Origin of the sequence: Rhizobium sp. CB3090, from assembly GCF_029714285.1 — a bacterium.
Taxonomy (GTDB): domain Bacteria; phylum Pseudomonadota; class Alphaproteobacteria; order Rhizobiales; family Rhizobiaceae; genus Rhizobium.
In genome coordinates, this window is sequence record NZ_CP121662.1 from 2,004,714 (window position 1) to 2,018,757 (window position 14,044).

General features: G+C 58.6%; 12 protein-coding genes. 4 read left to right on the forward strand and 8 right to left on the reverse strand.

Translation table 11 applies throughout. The features are described from left to right. The first annotated feature begins 47 nt into the window (after positions 1–47). Together QA646_RS09700 and QA646_RS09705 are read left to right on the forward strand one after the other, a co-directional pair. Positions 48–524 (forward strand): 6,7-dimethyl-8-ribityllumazine synthase, encoded by a 477-nt coding sequence (locus QA646_RS09700; RefSeq protein WP_107108513.1) that lies wholly within the window; start codon positions 48–50, stop codon positions 522–524. Between the two features lie 57 nt (positions 525–581). Beyond that, the gene (locus tag QA646_RS09705) at positions 582–932 is read left to right on the forward strand and encodes a VOC family protein (protein WP_283055259.1); all 351 of its coding nucleotides are present in this window, start codon (positions 582–584) and stop codon (positions 930–932) included. A gap of 5 nt (positions 933–937) precedes the next feature. Here QA646_RS09705 and phnF read toward each other — a convergent pair whose 3' ends face one another. From phnF to QA646_RS09740, 7 genes are all read right to left on the reverse strand, one after another. Then, a complete protein-coding gene (phnF, locus tag QA646_RS09710) occupies positions 938–1,666 on the reverse strand; it encodes a phosphonate metabolism transcriptional regulator PhnF (RefSeq protein ID WP_283055260.1) in 729 nt (242 codons plus the stop codon). Between the two features lies 1 nt (position 1,667). Next, positions 1,668–2,351 (reverse strand): methyltransferase domain-containing protein, encoded by a 684-nt coding sequence (locus tag QA646_RS09715; RefSeq protein WP_283055261.1) that lies wholly within the window; start codon positions 2,349–2,351, stop codon positions 1,668–1,670. 161 nt (positions 2,352–2,512) lie between these two features. After that, complete coding sequence (locus tag QA646_RS09720) at positions 2,513–3,517, reverse strand: ABC transporter ATP-binding protein (RefSeq protein WP_283055262.1); 1,005 nt, start codon at positions 3,515–3,517, stop codon at positions 2,513–2,515. Positions 3,518–3,530: 13 nt separating this feature from the next. Then, complete coding sequence (locus QA646_RS09725) at positions 3,531–4,595, reverse strand: Gfo/Idh/MocA family oxidoreductase (RefSeq protein ID WP_283055263.1); 1,065 nt, start codon at positions 4,593–4,595, stop codon at positions 3,531–3,533. After that, a complete protein-coding gene (locus QA646_RS09730; RefSeq protein WP_283055264.1) occupies positions 4,592–5,431 on the reverse strand; it encodes a carbohydrate ABC transporter permease in 840 nt (279 codons plus the stop codon). The genes QA646_RS09725 and QA646_RS09730 overlap by 4 nt, the downstream gene beginning before the upstream one ends. A 12-nt stretch (positions 5,432–5,443) precedes the next feature. Then, positions 5,444–6,397, reverse strand: a complete 954-nt coding sequence (locus QA646_RS09735) for a sugar ABC transporter permease (protein WP_283055265.1) — start codon at positions 6,395–6,397, stop codon at positions 5,444–5,446. A 308-nt stretch (positions 6,398–6,705) separates the two neighbouring features. Then, on the reverse strand, positions 6,706–7,965 hold the full coding sequence (locus QA646_RS09740) for an ABC transporter substrate-binding protein (RefSeq protein WP_283055266.1): 1,260 nt from the start codon (positions 7,963–7,965) through the stop codon (positions 6,706–6,708). Positions 7,966–8,514: 549 nt separating this feature from the next. Between QA646_RS09740 and QA646_RS09745 the strand changes: the two genes are divergently transcribed. Further along, on the forward strand, positions 8,515–9,399 hold the full coding sequence (locus QA646_RS09745; protein WP_283055267.1) for an N-acetylglucosamine kinase: 885 nt from the start codon (positions 8,515–8,517) through the stop codon (positions 9,397–9,399). Continuing rightward, entirely contained in the window at positions 9,396–10,160 is a 765-nt protein-coding gene (locus tag QA646_RS09750) for a GntR family transcriptional regulator (protein ID WP_283055268.1), read from the forward strand. The genes QA646_RS09745 and QA646_RS09750 overlap by 4 nt, the downstream gene beginning before the upstream one ends. Before the next feature lie 75 nt (positions 10,161–10,235). Here QA646_RS09750 and metH read toward each other — a convergent pair whose 3' ends face one another. Beyond that, on the reverse strand, positions 10,236–14,012 hold the full coding sequence (metH, locus tag QA646_RS09755) for a methionine synthase (RefSeq protein ID WP_283055269.1): 3,777 nt from the start codon (positions 14,010–14,012) through the stop codon (positions 10,236–10,238). Between the last annotated feature and the right edge of the window lie 32 nt (positions 14,013–14,044).

Genomic DNA, 14,044 nt, shown 5'->3' on the forward strand with positions numbered 1-14,044 from the left:
GTGTTCGCCCAAGGGATATTGAGTTAAACCCTTGAAAGGCAAAATTAATGACCATTTCCATTTCGACACAACCGGGCCGCATAGCGTTGATCCGAGCCCGCTGGCATGCCGACATCGTCGATCAGTGCGTCGATTCCTTCGTTGCCGAATGGCAGAAGACCGAGGGCGCCTCCCCCATCGACATTTTCGATGTACCGGGTGCCTTGGAAATCCCGCTGCATGCCCAGACGCTCGCGCGCAACGGCCGCTATAGCGCGATCATCGCGACCGCTTTCGTCGTCGACGGCGGCATCTACCGCCACGACTTCGTTGCCGATACCGTTCTCGACGCGATGATGCGCGTGCAACTGGATACGGGCGTGCCGATTCTTTCGACCGTGCTGACTCCGCACCATTTTCAGGAGACGGAAGCGCATATTCATTTCTTCAAGCAGCATTTCGTCATCAAGGGTCAGGAAGTGGCAAATGCCTGCCGACAGATATTGAGCGAACGCGCCAAGCTGCTGCCATCGGTGACTGTCTGAGCTAAGATGACGGAGGCGGTAAAGGCCCGCCTCCATTTCTCCGGCAAGGAGCATCGCATGACCGTCCTTAGAATTGTGCCCAATCTGCATGCTGCCGATCCCGCCAGCGCTCAAGTCTTCTATGGCGACCTACTCGGCTTAGATATCGTCATGGACCACGGCTGGATCAAGACCTTCGCCTCGAACGCACAGACCGTCCCGCAGATCAGCATAGCCAGCGAAGGCGGATCAGGCACGATCGTGCCTGATCTTTCGATCGAGGTCGACGATGTCGATCAAGTCTATCAGCGCGCCCAATCAATGCAGTTCGATATCGTCTACGATCTGAATGATGAACCCTGGGGCGTCCGGCGTTTCTATGTCCGCGACCCGTTCGGCAAGATCGTGAATATTCTGTCGCACCGATAGGCCATTCATCCCAAATCGATCTTGAAGGTCACCCGCTCCGCCGACCATAGAGTCTCGGCATAGGCGATGGGCACGCCATCGCTATCGACATCCACCTTGAGGATCACCAATACCGGTGCGGATTTTGGCTGCCGCAACAACCGCGCCTCCTCGGCACTCGGCATGCGTGCCTCGATCTCCGTCGACAGACGCACATAGTCGTGGACGCCGTAGCTCACGAGCGCCGCGCTGATAGTCTCGTATTGCAGCCTCGCTCTATCGAAATCAGGAAAGCGGTCGGCCGGATAATAGCTGTCGCCGAGTTCGACGGGAACGCCGTCTGCCGTCATCACGCCGCGGCGATGGATGACCGGCGCGCCGGACGCTAGCTTCAGCCGCGCCGCGACCCGTTCCGACGCTGCAACGATCTCATGGATCAGTAATTCACCGCCCGGCTCGAATCCCTGCTCGATCAAATTCTTGGAGAACCGCGTCTTCTTCGACAGCGTATAGTCGAGAGCCCCTTTATGGACAAAGGTTCCCCGCCCTTGCTCGGCACGCACGAGGCCCCGCTGCTCCAGATGACCGAGCGCCTGGCGGACGGTGAAGCGGCTGACGCCGAAGCGTTCCATAAGCTCGGGCTCGGTCGGCAATTTGGCGCCGGGAGCAAAGGTCCCGGCGGCGATATCAGCCGCCAGGATTTCGCCGATCTGATGCCAGAGAGCGCTGCCGCTCTTGCGATCGATCGTCTCCATGTCACAGGCGCTTTTCGAGCCGGAACAACAGCTTGTATTCGGCGGGATAAGCCAGAGCATCGAGAATGCTCGGATAATATTTGCGATCCTTCGCGCCGCTGACGAAGCCGTCATAGCCGAAGCGCTTGACGGAGACATTGAATCCTGCGGCAATGAAGGCGTCGATATAGTCCTGCGGGGACCGATCCTGTACCGGCGCATTGCTGTTGCCGCCGATCAGCTCGCGCCATTTCGGCCAGAGAGGCATCTCGTTGTGGCAGCCGGTGACCGCATAGTAGATGCTGCCATTGCGCATGACTTTGAACATCTGCTCCGCGTGCCGTTCCAATTCCGGCAGCAGATAGACGACCTCATAGCTGAACGCGACATCGAAACTATCGATGAAAGGCGAAAGATCAGTAGTCACATGAAATTCCAGCGGCATGTTGCCCTTGGCCGCGACAGCCGCCGCAACCGATTCCGAGGCGATGTCGATGCCGACGCCGCGGCGGAACGGTCGCATCGCGTGAAGCAGCCGCAGGAAGCCGCCGCGATTGCAGCCAAAATCCAGCACGGTCTTCGACGAAAAATCCCGCTCGGGCACAGTCTCGATGAAATGCCGCCAAAGCGGACTATGCGACTCCGCCACCGCGATGTCGCCGTTCGGTTCGGTATGCCACGTTGCGTAGGTGGCTGCGTTTGTCATGATGCGCTCGCTGTTGGAGTGAACTGAGCGAGCAATAACGCAGCCCTGTGACAAGCATGTGAATTCATCCGGACGACTGGACCACTTTCAGCAATTGCTGGACAAATAAAAAGAGAGCCCTGCCGAAGCAGAGCCCTCTTCAATTCGCCGAATGCCAAGGCCTACGCGCGGATTGCCTGATCATTCTCATCGAAGCGATGCATATGCTCCGTATCCGGTGTGGCATAGACCGTTTCGTCCGGCTCATATTGGTGTTCGCCGAACAAGCGCACGGTCAGAAGGCCGGTTTGATCGGATTCGAGATAGATGATCGTGTCCGCGCCAAGGTGTTCGACATGGATGACCTTGGCCGCCCAAGTGCCCTGCTCGCGCGACAAGGTGATATGCTCGGGCCGAATGCCGACGGTTTTCGCCCCGCTCTGCTCGAGCTTTTCCGCCGGGATGAAATTCATCTGCGGCGAACCGATGAAGCCGGCGACGAAGACATTCGCAGGGCGGTTGTAAAGCTCCATCGGCGAACCGATCTGCTCGATCGCACCGGCATTCATCACGACGATCTTGTCGGCCAGCGTCATGGCCTCGACCTGATCATGGGTGACATAAATCATCGTGGCCTTAAGGCTGCGATGCAGTCGGGCGATTTCAAGCCGAGTCTGGACGCGCAAAGCCGCATCAAGGTTCGACAGCGGCTCGTCGAACAGGAAGAGCTCCGGTTCTCGCACGATGGCGCGTCCGATGGCGACGCGCTGACGCTGGCCGCCGGACAGCTCCGCCGGGCGGCGGGCGAGATAGGGCGCGAGGGAAAGCATATTTGACGCCTTCTCCACACGTTTGTCGATCTCATCCTTGGCAGTGCCAGCCTGCTTCAGGCCAAGGCCCATATTGTCTTTCACCGTCAGATGCGGATAGAGCGCATAGGACTGGAACACCATGGAAATGCCGCGCTTGGCGGGCGGCGTCACCGTCACGTCCGTGCCGTTGATCAGGACTGCGCCCGAGGTCACATCCTCCAGGCCGGCGATACTGCGCAGAAGGGTCGACTTGCCGCAGCCGGAAGGGCCGACGAAAATGACGAACTCGCCCTCCTTCACCTCGAGGTCGATGCCCTTCAGCACATCATGCGTACCATAGGCCTTGCGAATGGATTTCAGTTGAAGCGATCCCACAGTCTCTTATCCCTTACAAATAAACGGGCTTGCCGGTACGCACGCTCTCGTCTGCGGCAAGGCAGATGCGAAGCGATTGAACGGCGTCGGTCATATGGCGGCTGAGGTCGATATCCTCATGGATGGCCTTCAGCATGAAGGCCTGTTCCCGATCGCACAGCTCTTGGTGACCCGGCTCGCCATCCATGTGCAGATCCTGATCCGGACGGATGAACTTGCCGTTGGGGCCGGTTTCGGCGGTATGCAGCCGGATGACGGCCGTCTTGGTGTGCGTATCGATGTCGTCGGACTTGGCGTTGGGGTCCATGATGATCGATACGGCACCATTCGGTGACATCACATCCTTCACGAAGAAGGCGGTTTCGGAAATCATCGGCCCCCAGCCGGCCTCGTACCAGCCAACGGAACCGTCTTCATAGATCACCTGAAGATGGCCGTAATTGTACATATCCGGCGCGATCTCGTTCGACAGGCGTAGGCCCATTCCGCGCACTTCGACGGGCTTGGCGTCGGTGATCTGGCACATGACGTCGACATAATGCACGCCGCAATCGACGATCGGCGGCGTCGTGCGCATCAGCGCCTTATGCGTTTCCCAGGTCGGTCCGCTCGACTGCTGATTCAGGTTCATGCGGAAGACATAAGGACCGCCGAGCTTGCGCGCTTCGGCAATCAGCCGCATCCAGGACGGATGGTGGCGCAGGATATAGCCGATCACCAGCTTGCGGCCGGCTTTCTTGGCCGCGGCCACAACCCGCTCCGCATCCTCGACGGTCGTCGCCAGCGGCTTTTCGACGAAGACGTCGCAGCCCGCCTCGAAAGCCATGACGGCATAGTCCGCGTGGCTGTCGGAATAGGTGTTGATCGAGCAGAGATCGGGCTTCAACTCCTTCAACGCCGCCTCGAAATCCGGATGGATCGTGTAACTCTGCAGCTCGTCGGCCAGCTTCGGCTTCGAGCGATTGACGAGGCCAACGATCTCGAAACCGGGATTGTTGTGATAGGCAAGTGCATGGCTGCGGCCCATATTGCCAAGGCCGGCAACCAAAACGCGGATCGGCTTATGAGATGAGCTCACTTGACTGCTCCGGAGGTAATGCCGCGAATGAGTTGGCGGGAGAAGATGACGTAAAGGATGAGGATCGGCAGGATGGCGAGCGTCAGCGCCGCCAGGACTGCGTTCCAGTTGGTAACGAATTGGCCGATGAATATCTGCGAGCCCAGCGTCACCGTCTTGGTCGCCTCGCTCGGAGCCAGGATCAGCGGGAACCACAGGTCGTTCCAGATCGGGATCATGGTGAAGACGGCGACCGTCGCCATGGCCGGACGAATGAGCGGCACCACGAGACGGAAGAAAATCGCATATTCGCTGAGCCCGTCAATGCGACCCGCATTCTTCAGGTCATCGGAAACAGTCCGCATGAATTCAGACAGGATGAAGATGGCAAGCGGCAGGCCTTGCGCGGTGTAGACGAGGATCAACGAAGTCAGCGTATTGACCAGGCCGGCAGCGACCATGCCCTGCAGGATCGCGACCGTACCGAGGCGGATCGGGATCATGATGCCGATCGCGAGATAAAGCCCCATGATCGTATTGCCCCGGAAGCGATATTCCGACAACGCGAAGGCAGCCATGGCGCCGAACAGCAGGGTCAATACGATCGAGACGATCGTCACGATGAAGCTGTTCTCGAAGTAGGTCAGGAAATCCCCCTGCCTAAGAACGGTCTGATAACCGATGAGGCTGAAGCTGGAGGGCGTAGGCACACTCAAGGGCGCACGGAAGATCGAGGCGCGGTCCTTGAAGGAATTGATGATGGTCAAGAAGACCGGGAAAACGGCAAGCAGCGTGTAGGCGATCAACGCCAGATGGACGAGGCCGGAGCGGACAAGGGAAGTGCGTGCCTTGGACATGGGCTCCTCTCCTCAGAACTGGTAACGGCGGATGCGCCGTTGAATGATGAAAAGATAGAACGAAACACCGGCGAGGATGATAAGGAACATCACCGTCGCGATCGTCGCACCCATCGAGCGGTCGCCGAGCTGTAGCTGGAAGCCGAAGAAGACGCGGTAGAGCAGCGTGCCAAGAATATCGGTGGAGCCATCCGGTCCCGCCAGCGCGCCCTGCACGGTATAGACAAGGTCGAAAGCGTTGAAATTGCCGACGAAGGTCAGGATCGAGATAATGCCGATCGCTGGCAGCACCAGCGGCAGCTTGATCTTCCAAAACTGGCTCCAACCGGTAATGCCATCGCACTCGGCCGCCTCGATGACCTCTTCAGGGATGTTCAGCAGCGCGGCATAGATCAGCATCATCGGGATGCCAACATATTGCCAGACCGAGATTAGCGCGACCGTGACCAGCGCCGTGCCCGGCTTCCCGAGCCAAGGGGCGAAGAACGACTTGAGGCCGACAAGGCCCATCAAATCGGGCGCCACACCCCAGAGCGGCGACAATATAAGCTTCCAGATGAAACCGACGATGACGAAGGAAAGTAGCGTCGGCAGAAACATGGCTGTGCGATAAAAGGCGACGAAACGCAGCTTCGGCAGCGACAGCAGCGCCGCGAGCGCAACACCGATCGGATTCTGCACGCACATGTGAATGATGAAGAAGATCAAATTGTTGCGCAGCGCATTCCAGAAATCATGCGACCATCGATCATCTCCGAACAATACTTTGAAATTGTTGAGACCTACAAAGGTCGTCTGGTTATCGACGACATTATACAGCGACAGCCGCAACGTTTCGATCAGAGGCAGGATCATCACCGCCGTATAGACAATGAAGGCCGGAAGAAGAAAAACGAAGATGTGCCAGCGTCTTTGGCGCTTGATCGGAACCGCGTCAAAAGCGGTTTCTATTGTAGCTTCGCTCATGGCTTTCTGCCTGGTTTTATTGGCTGCATGCCGGGGCGGCAGCGCAAATGTTCAAATCCGCCCGCTGCTCCGGCTCTCCAGCCAAACATGGAGAAACAATATCGGGCGCGGCACGATGTATTGTCCCGATCGTTGCCGGTCCGGCGGCTCGTCGGTACAGGAAATAACGTAGGGTGCAGCCCTCTCGCCCCGAAACTCGGGAAAGGGGAAAGCGATGCCGTCTGCCCTTCTCTCCATTTGCTTGCAGCATGGAGAGAACAAAAGTGAGGAGTCGTGAGGCCCCTCACCCGTATTGCGTCACAGCAGGATTACTTGGCCGGCTTGTACCACTTGTCGAGACCGTCCTGCAGCTTCTTGGCAGCGGCCTCCGGCGTATCCGTGCCGTTGATCACGTTGGCGGATTCCGTCCAGGTTTCATTTTCGAGGTTCGGCGTGCCGCGCGACAGAATCTGGTAAGTCGAACGAACCGTCGACTTATGATTGTCGCGCCAGGAAACGAATTCCTGAGCGAGCGGATCGGTCATCTTCACCGGATGCGAATTCAGGCTGAAGAAGCCCGGCAACGCATTGGCATAGATGTTGGCGAACTCGTCGGAAGCAACCCAGCTCAGGAACTTCTTGGCTTCGTCCGGATGCTTGCTCTTGGCGTTCAGGCCAACACCGATATCCGGATGGTCGGAAATGTAAGCCGTGTCGCCAGCCTTTGCGACCGGCGGCGGGAATGCGCCCATCTTGAACTGAGCCTGGGTGTTAAAGAGAGCGATTTCCCACGAACCAGCCGGATAGATGGCAGCCTTGCCGAGCGTGAAGAGGTTCTGGCTGTCAGAATAGCTCTGGGCTTCAAAGCCGTCGCCGAGGTAAGGCTTCCACTTTGCCAATTCCTTGAAAGGATCGACCCAGGGAGCATCCGTCAGCTTTTCCTTGCCGGAGATCAGAGCCAGGCGGCCGTCCTCGCCCTTCCAGTAGTTCGGGCCGATGTTCTGGTAGCCCATGGTTGCGGCTTCCCAGAGATCCTTCGTGCCCATTGCCATTGGAATGTAGGTGCCGTCAGCCTTGAGCTTGTCCAGCACAGCGAAGAATTCGTCGCGGGTCGCCGGAACCTTGAGGCCGAGCTTGTCGAAGGCATCCTTGTTGTAGATGAAGCCGTGGATGACCGAAGCCATCGGCACGCAGAAGGTCGACTTGCCGTTGTCCGTGGTCCATGCAGCCTTGGCGACCGCCGAGAAGTTGTCCATGCCCTGCAGCGTTGTCAGGTCGGTCAACTGCTTCTTGTTGAAGAGGTCCAGCGAAGCGTCAAACGGTCGGCAGGTGATGATGTCGCCAGCGGAACCAGCTTCAAGCTTAGCGTTCAGCGATGCGTTGTACTCGGTCGGAGCCGTCGGCGAGAAGACGATCTTGATACCTGGGTTCTTGGCTTCGAAAGCCGGGATGATCTTTTCCTGCCAAATCTGCAGGTCATCGTTGCGCCAGCTTTCAACCGTCAGCGTCACATCCGCCGCATGCGCGAAGCCGACTGAAGTCAGCAGGCTCGATGCGAGGAGTAAGCCTTTCAGAACATTGTTTTTCATTTCCCTCTCCTGTTTAAGCGCCTGGATAAGGCACTGTTCTCCATCTGAAAATCCGCTGGCATATCCGAGGAAACAGCCAACGCTCCACAAGGACCGCCAACATTGCCGGCCCCAGATGCACAAGGGCGCGCAGGGCACTGTGCCTGGTCGGCCCGAACAATCGTGATCTGCCGGACGACCGGACAGAGACACCAGAAACTCGATACACGGGAAATTCATGACGACGTCGTCGAATGGACCTTTTGATCCACGCGGCTCCTGACAACGGCAAAGGCCAGCCACCTTCTGCTGGGCCTTCCGGCTATTGTTATCCTACCGGTTCTGCCGATGTCCGTTCGAACTGTTCCCTTGGTAAGAATTAAGGCCAAAAAAATACCAATTGTCCAGCCGAATTTAACTTTTCGAGGCAAGAAAAACAGACAAAAAAATTTTATCAATATTTTTCAATAACATACAAGAACGAAAAAAGCGAGGCCTTGCCTATTGGTAAATGGTATTTTTTTGGTATTGTAGGAAAAAATGGGGAACGGGTGGTATCCGGAGGGTGCGATGGCGGAGTTTGCGATCGGTATCGACGGCGGCGGAACAAGCTGCCGCGCTGCTGTGACGGACAGAATGGGCAATGTTCTCGGCACCGGCAAGGCAGGCGCCGCCAACATCCTTTCTGATCTCGAAAACTCTTTGATCAACATCGTCGCATCGGCCCGTCAGGCCCTCAGCGATGCCGGGCTCGATCCCGAGCTGGCTAGCGAACTGCCCGCCGTCGTCGGCACGGCCGGCGCCAATGTTGGCGACTACGGCAAGCGCATCGAAAAAGCCCTGCCCTTTGCGAGCGGTCAGGTGGTCACCGATGCCATGATCGCGCTTCAGGGCGCACTCGGCGATGCCGATGGGATCATCGGCGCATTCGGCACCGGTTCCGTCTACAATGCCCGCCGGCACGGCAAAGTCTGGGGTATTGGCGGCTGGGGCTTTATCGTCGGCGATCAGGCCAGCGGCGCACGCCTTGGCCGCGATTTGCTGGAAAGATCGCTTCTCGCGCACGACAAAGTATGCCTGCCCTCACCACTCACCGAACAGGTCATGGCGGAATTTGGCGGCGATCCCGAACGCGTTGTCGAATTCGCGCATTCCGCCAGACCGAAGGATTTCGCGCATTATGCACCGACGGTATTCGAATATGCCGAAAGAGATGACGTGATCGCCGTCGGTATCCTCAAGACAGCGGTGAACGCAATCACCGAAAGTCTGGATGCCCTGCTCTGGCCCGAATGCCCATCGATCTGCCTGCTCGGCGGACTTGCGAAGGCATATCAACCCTGGCTCGATGCGCGGCATAAAGCACTTCTCACCGAACCGAAAGGCGACGTGTTGAGCGGCGCGGTCGAATTGGCAGCCAAGCTCCTGCAAAATGACATGGGGAGCACGCCATGACCGAGGATCTGAGCCGCATCTTCTCGCCAGAACGCCTGCTCGCCGGCGGCACTGGCCCGCTCTATGTCAAATTGCGCCGCACACTGGAAGATGCCGTCAAGGCCGGAACGCTGAAACATGGCGATGCCCTGCCGCCGGAACGTGACATCGCAGAATATGCCGCCGTCAGCCGCGTGACGGTACGCAAGGCGATTGACGATCTCGTCGCCGAGGGCGTCCTCGTCCGTCGCCACGGCTCCGGCACTTTCGTCGCCAAACCGGTTTCCAAGGTTGAGCAGCGCTTGTCGCAACTAACCTCCTTCACCGAGGACATGGCGCGGCGCGGCATGACAGCGCGCTCCGAATGGCTGCACAAGGGCGTGCACACCCCCTCGCCCGATGAAATGATGATCCTCGGCCTTGCTGCCGGCACCAAGGTCTCCCGCCTCAGCCGTCTGCGCATTGCCGATGACCAGCCGCTCGCCATCGAACACGCTAGCGTCTCCGGCGAGTTCCTGCCCGATCCATCGACCGTGACCTCCTCGCTTTATGCCGAGCTTGAAAAGCGCCTGGTCCGCCCGGTCCGCGCCGTGCAGCGCATCTCCGCGACCAACATGAAAGAGGCCGACGCCGGCCTGCTGGGGGTTCCCGTCGGCGCCGCGGGCCTGTCGATCGAGCGCATCTCCTACCTCGGCTCCGGCCGCGCCGTGGAATTTACCCGTTCGCTTTATCGAGGGGATGCCTATGACTTTGTTGCGGAGCTGACGATCGGGTCGACGTAGCGCCAACATCACCACAGTCGAGCAATCCAGCCAGGGCGGTCGGCAAGCCCATCGAACTTCCGCCGTCAAATCAGATCATGCCGCGTCATCCACCGCAGCATCGCGCTTTTCCGGCATATAATTGAGTACTGGTCCAAGCCAACGCTCCACCTCCGCAACCGGCATGCCCTTGCGGGCTGCGTAGTCTTCCACCTGATCCCGCTCAATTTTGGCGACGCCAAAGTAATAGGAGTCGGGATGGCCGATGTAGAGGCCGGAAACGGAAGAGCCCGGCCACATGGCGTAGCTCTCGGTGAGCTTCACGCCCGTCGCCGCCTCTGCGTCGAGCAAACGGAAAAGAGTCTTCTTCTCTGTGTGGTCGGGTTGAGCGGGATAGCCCGGCGCTGGGCGGATACCGGCATAGGCCTCCGCCAGCAACTCGTCACCACTGAGGCTTTCATCCTCTGCATAGCCCCAGAACTCGCGCCGTACCCGCTCGTGCATCCGTTCGGCAAAAGCCTCGGCAAAACGATCGGTGAGCGCCTTCACCAGGATTGAGGAATAATCGTCATTGGCACGCTCAAAACGCTCGGCAATGGCAATTTCCTCGATACCAGCCGTGACAACGAAACCGCCGACATAATCGGCGATGCCACTCGAAACCGGTGCGACGAAATCCGAGAGCGCCACATTCGGGCGGCCATCCCGCTTCGACAATTGCTGACGCAGGGTATAAAAGGTCGCGAGTTCATCGGTACGGCCCTCGTCGATGAACAATCTGATATCATCGCCGACCGTGCCCGCCGGCCAGAAGCCGATAACGGCACGCGGGCGGAACCAGTTTTCTGCGATGATCTTTTCCAGCATGGCTTGCGCATCGGCAAAAAGCTGCCGCGCCGCCTCGCCCTGTTTCTCGTCTTCAAGGATTGCCGGAAAACGGCCCTTTAACTCCCAGGTCTGAAAGAACGGCGTCCAATCGATATATTTGGCCAACTCCGCCAGATCGTAATTTTCGAACACCTTTGTGCCAAAGAACTGCGGCGTCACCGGCTTATAGCTCGCCCAATCGACTTTTTCGGCATTCTCACGGGCCCTTTCAATGGGCAGGCGCACTTTCTCCGCCTCGCTGCGGGCATGCGCCGCGGCGACCTTGGCATATTCGGCGCGAACGGTATCGACATAGCTCTGCTTGGCGTCCGGCGACAACAGCGCCGAGACGACGCCTACGGCACGGCTGGCGTCGGTGACATAGACCGTTTGCCCCTTCTCATAGCGTGGATGAATCTTCACGGCCGTGTGCACGCGGCTGGTGGTAGCGCCGCCAATCAGCAACGGAATATCGAACCCTTGCCGCTCCATTTCCGAGGCGACATGCACCATCTCGTCCAGGGATGGAGTGATGAGGCCGGAGAGGCCGATAATATCGACTTTCTCGGCGATTGCCGTTTCCAGGATCTTCGTCGCCGGCGCCATGACGCCGAGATCGATGATCTCGTAGTTGTTGCAGGCGAGCACGACGCCGACGATGTTCTTGCCGATGTCGTGCACATCGCCCTTGACGGTCGCCATCAGCACCTTACCCGCCGCCTGACGCTCACCGCCGCCACCATTGGCAAGCTTTTCCGCCTCCATATAAGGCAGAAGCACGGCAACAGCCTGCTTCATGACACGGGCCGACTTCACGACCTGGGGCAGGAACATCTTGCCCGAGCCGAAGAGATCGCCGACGACATTCATACCGGCCATCAGCGGACCTTCGATGACATGCAGCGGCCGCTCGGCCTTTTGCCGCGCCTCTTCGGTGTCGGCCCCGATATAGTCTGTGATGCCGTTGACCAGTGCGTGCTCCAGCCGCTTCTCGACCGGCCATTCGCGCCAGGCGAGATCCTGAACTTTGGCTTCCCGGTTGCCGGCACCACGAAAACGCTCGGCCATTTCCAGCAGCCGCTCTGTGCCGTCAGGCCGGCGGTTGAGCACCACATCTTCGCAGGCTTCCCGCAGCTCGGGATCGATATTGTCGTAAACTGCGAGCTGGCCGGCATTGACGATGCCCATGTCCATGCCCGCCTGAATAGCGTGGTAAAGGAATACGGCATGCATCGCCTCGCGCACCGGCTCGTTACCGCGGAAGGAAAAGGAGAGGTTCGACACGCCGCCCGAGATATGCACCAGCGGCATTGCCTGACGGATCGTCCGCGTCGCGTCGATGAAATCGACACCATAATTATTGTGCTCTTCGATGCCGGTCGCGACCGCAAAGATGTTCGGATCGAAGATAATGTCTTCCGGCGGCAGTCCTGCCTCTTCCGTCAGAAGCTTGTAAGCGCGCGCACAGATATCGACCTTGCGCTGATAGCTATCGGCCTGCCCTTGCTCGTCGAATGCCATGACAACGACGGCTGCACCGTAGTTGCGCAGCAGCCGGGCTTGCCTGAGGAAATTCTCCTCGCCCTCTTTCAGCGAGATTGAGTTGACGATCGGCTTGCCTTGCACGCATTTCAGACCTGCTTCGATGATCGAGAACTTCGAGCTGTCGATCATGACAGGCATGCGTGCGATATCCGGCTCGGCGGCGATCAGGTTGAGGAACTCGACCATCGCCTTTTCGGAATCGATCAGGCCCTCATCCATGTTGATATCGATCACCTGCGCGCCGTTTTCGACTTGCTCGCGAGCAACAGCTAGCGCTGCCGCGTAGTCGGCATTGGTGATCAATTTGCGGAATTTTGCCGAACCGGTAACATTGGTGCGCTCGCCAACATTGACGAATGGAATGTCTTTGGTCAGCTCAAAGGGCTCCAGCCCGGAGAGCGCCATGAACGGCCGATGCGCCGCAAGCTGGCGCGGCGGATATTTAGAAACCGCTTGAGCGATCGCGGCGATATGTTCCGGTGTCGAGCCACAGCAGCCGCCAACGATGTTGACGAGACCTTCGCGCGCAAAATCCTCGACCTGAACCGCCATCATCTCAGGCGTTTCGTCATATTGGCCGAACTCGTTCGGCAGGCCCGCATTGGGATAGGCGCAGACGAAGGTATCGGCAACGGCCGAAAGCTCTTGCAAATGCGGCCGCATGGCGTTGGCGCCAAGCGCGCAATTGAGGCCGATGGTAAAAGGGCCGGCGTGCCGCACCGAATTCCAAAAGGCCGATGGCGTCTGGCCGGAAAGCGTCCGGCCGGAGAGATCGGTGATCGTCCCCGAGATCATCACCGGCAGGCGGACGCCTTTTGCCTCGAACCGCTCCTCGCAGGCAAAAATCGCCGCCTTGGCATTCAGCGTATCGAAGATTGTTTCGATCAGGATGATATCGGCACCGCCATCGATCAGGCCGTCGATCTGCTCGCCATAGGCCAGGCGCAGATCGTCGAAGCTTACGGCGCGATAGCCGGGATTGTTGACATCAGGGGAAATCGAAGCGGTGCGGTTGGTCGGGCCGATGGCGCCAGCGACAAAACGGCGCTTGCCATCCTCGTATTCGGCACGGATCGCCGCCCGGCGGGCAACTGCTGCACCCTCCTTGTTGAGGTCGTAGACCGCGCCTTCCATCTGATAATCGGCCTGCGCAATGCGGGTCGAAGAGAAGGTGTTGGTCTCCAGAATATCCGCGCCCGCTTTGGCGTAGCGGTAATGAATTTCCTCGATCGCGTCAGGCTGAGTGAGAATGAGAAGGTCGTTATTGCCCTTCTGATGACAGGCGCAACCGATGAAGCGATCGCCACGGAAATGATCCTCTTCGAAGCCGAGCCCCTGGATCTGCGTGCCCATGGCACCGTCAAGCACAAGGATTCGCTCGCTCGCTGCCTGCTTCAAGGCTGCGAATACTTCATTGCCGTCACGTTTCGCTGATTCCGAGCCAAAAAGATTGTCAAACATAAGCGAACTCCGCTGGCCTGATTGCGACTTCG

Excerpts from the sequence above, each read along its gene's own strand:
- QA646_RS09735 (WP_283055265.1), bottom strand. The coding sequence starts at position 6,397 with ATGAGCGAAGCTACAATAGAAACCGCTTTTGACGCGGTTCCGATCAAG.
- metH (WP_283055269.1), bottom strand. The coding sequence starts at position 14,012 with ATGTTTGACAATCTTTTTGGCTCGGAATCAGCGAAACGTGACGGCAAT.
- QA646_RS09745 (WP_283055267.1), top strand. The coding sequence starts at position 8,515 with ATGGCGGAGTTTGCGATCGGTATCGACGGCGGCGGAACAAGCTGCCGC.
- QA646_RS09740 (WP_283055266.1), bottom strand. The coding sequence starts at position 7,965 with ATGAAAAACAATGTTCTGAAAGGCTTACTCCTCGCATCGAGCCTGCTG.
- QA646_RS09715 (WP_283055261.1), bottom strand. The coding sequence starts at position 2,351 with ATGACAAACGCAGCCACCTACGCAACGTGGCATACCGAACCGAACGGC.
- phnF (WP_283055260.1), bottom strand. The coding sequence starts at position 1,666 with ATGGAGACGATCGATCGCAAGAGCGGCAGCGCTCTCTGGCATCAGATC.
- QA646_RS09730 (WP_283055264.1), bottom strand. The coding sequence starts at position 5,431 with ATGTCCAAGGCACGCACTTCCCTTGTCCGCTCCGGCCTCGTCCATCTG.
- QA646_RS09705 (WP_283055259.1), top strand. The coding sequence starts at position 582 with ATGACCGTCCTTAGAATTGTGCCCAATCTGCATGCTGCCGATCCCGCC.
- QA646_RS09700 (WP_107108513.1), top strand. The coding sequence starts at position 48 with ATGACCATTTCCATTTCGACACAACCGGGCCGCATAGCGTTGATCCGA.
- QA646_RS09750 (WP_283055268.1), top strand. The coding sequence starts at position 9,396 with ATGACCGAGGATCTGAGCCGCATCTTCTCGCCAGAACGCCTGCTCGCC.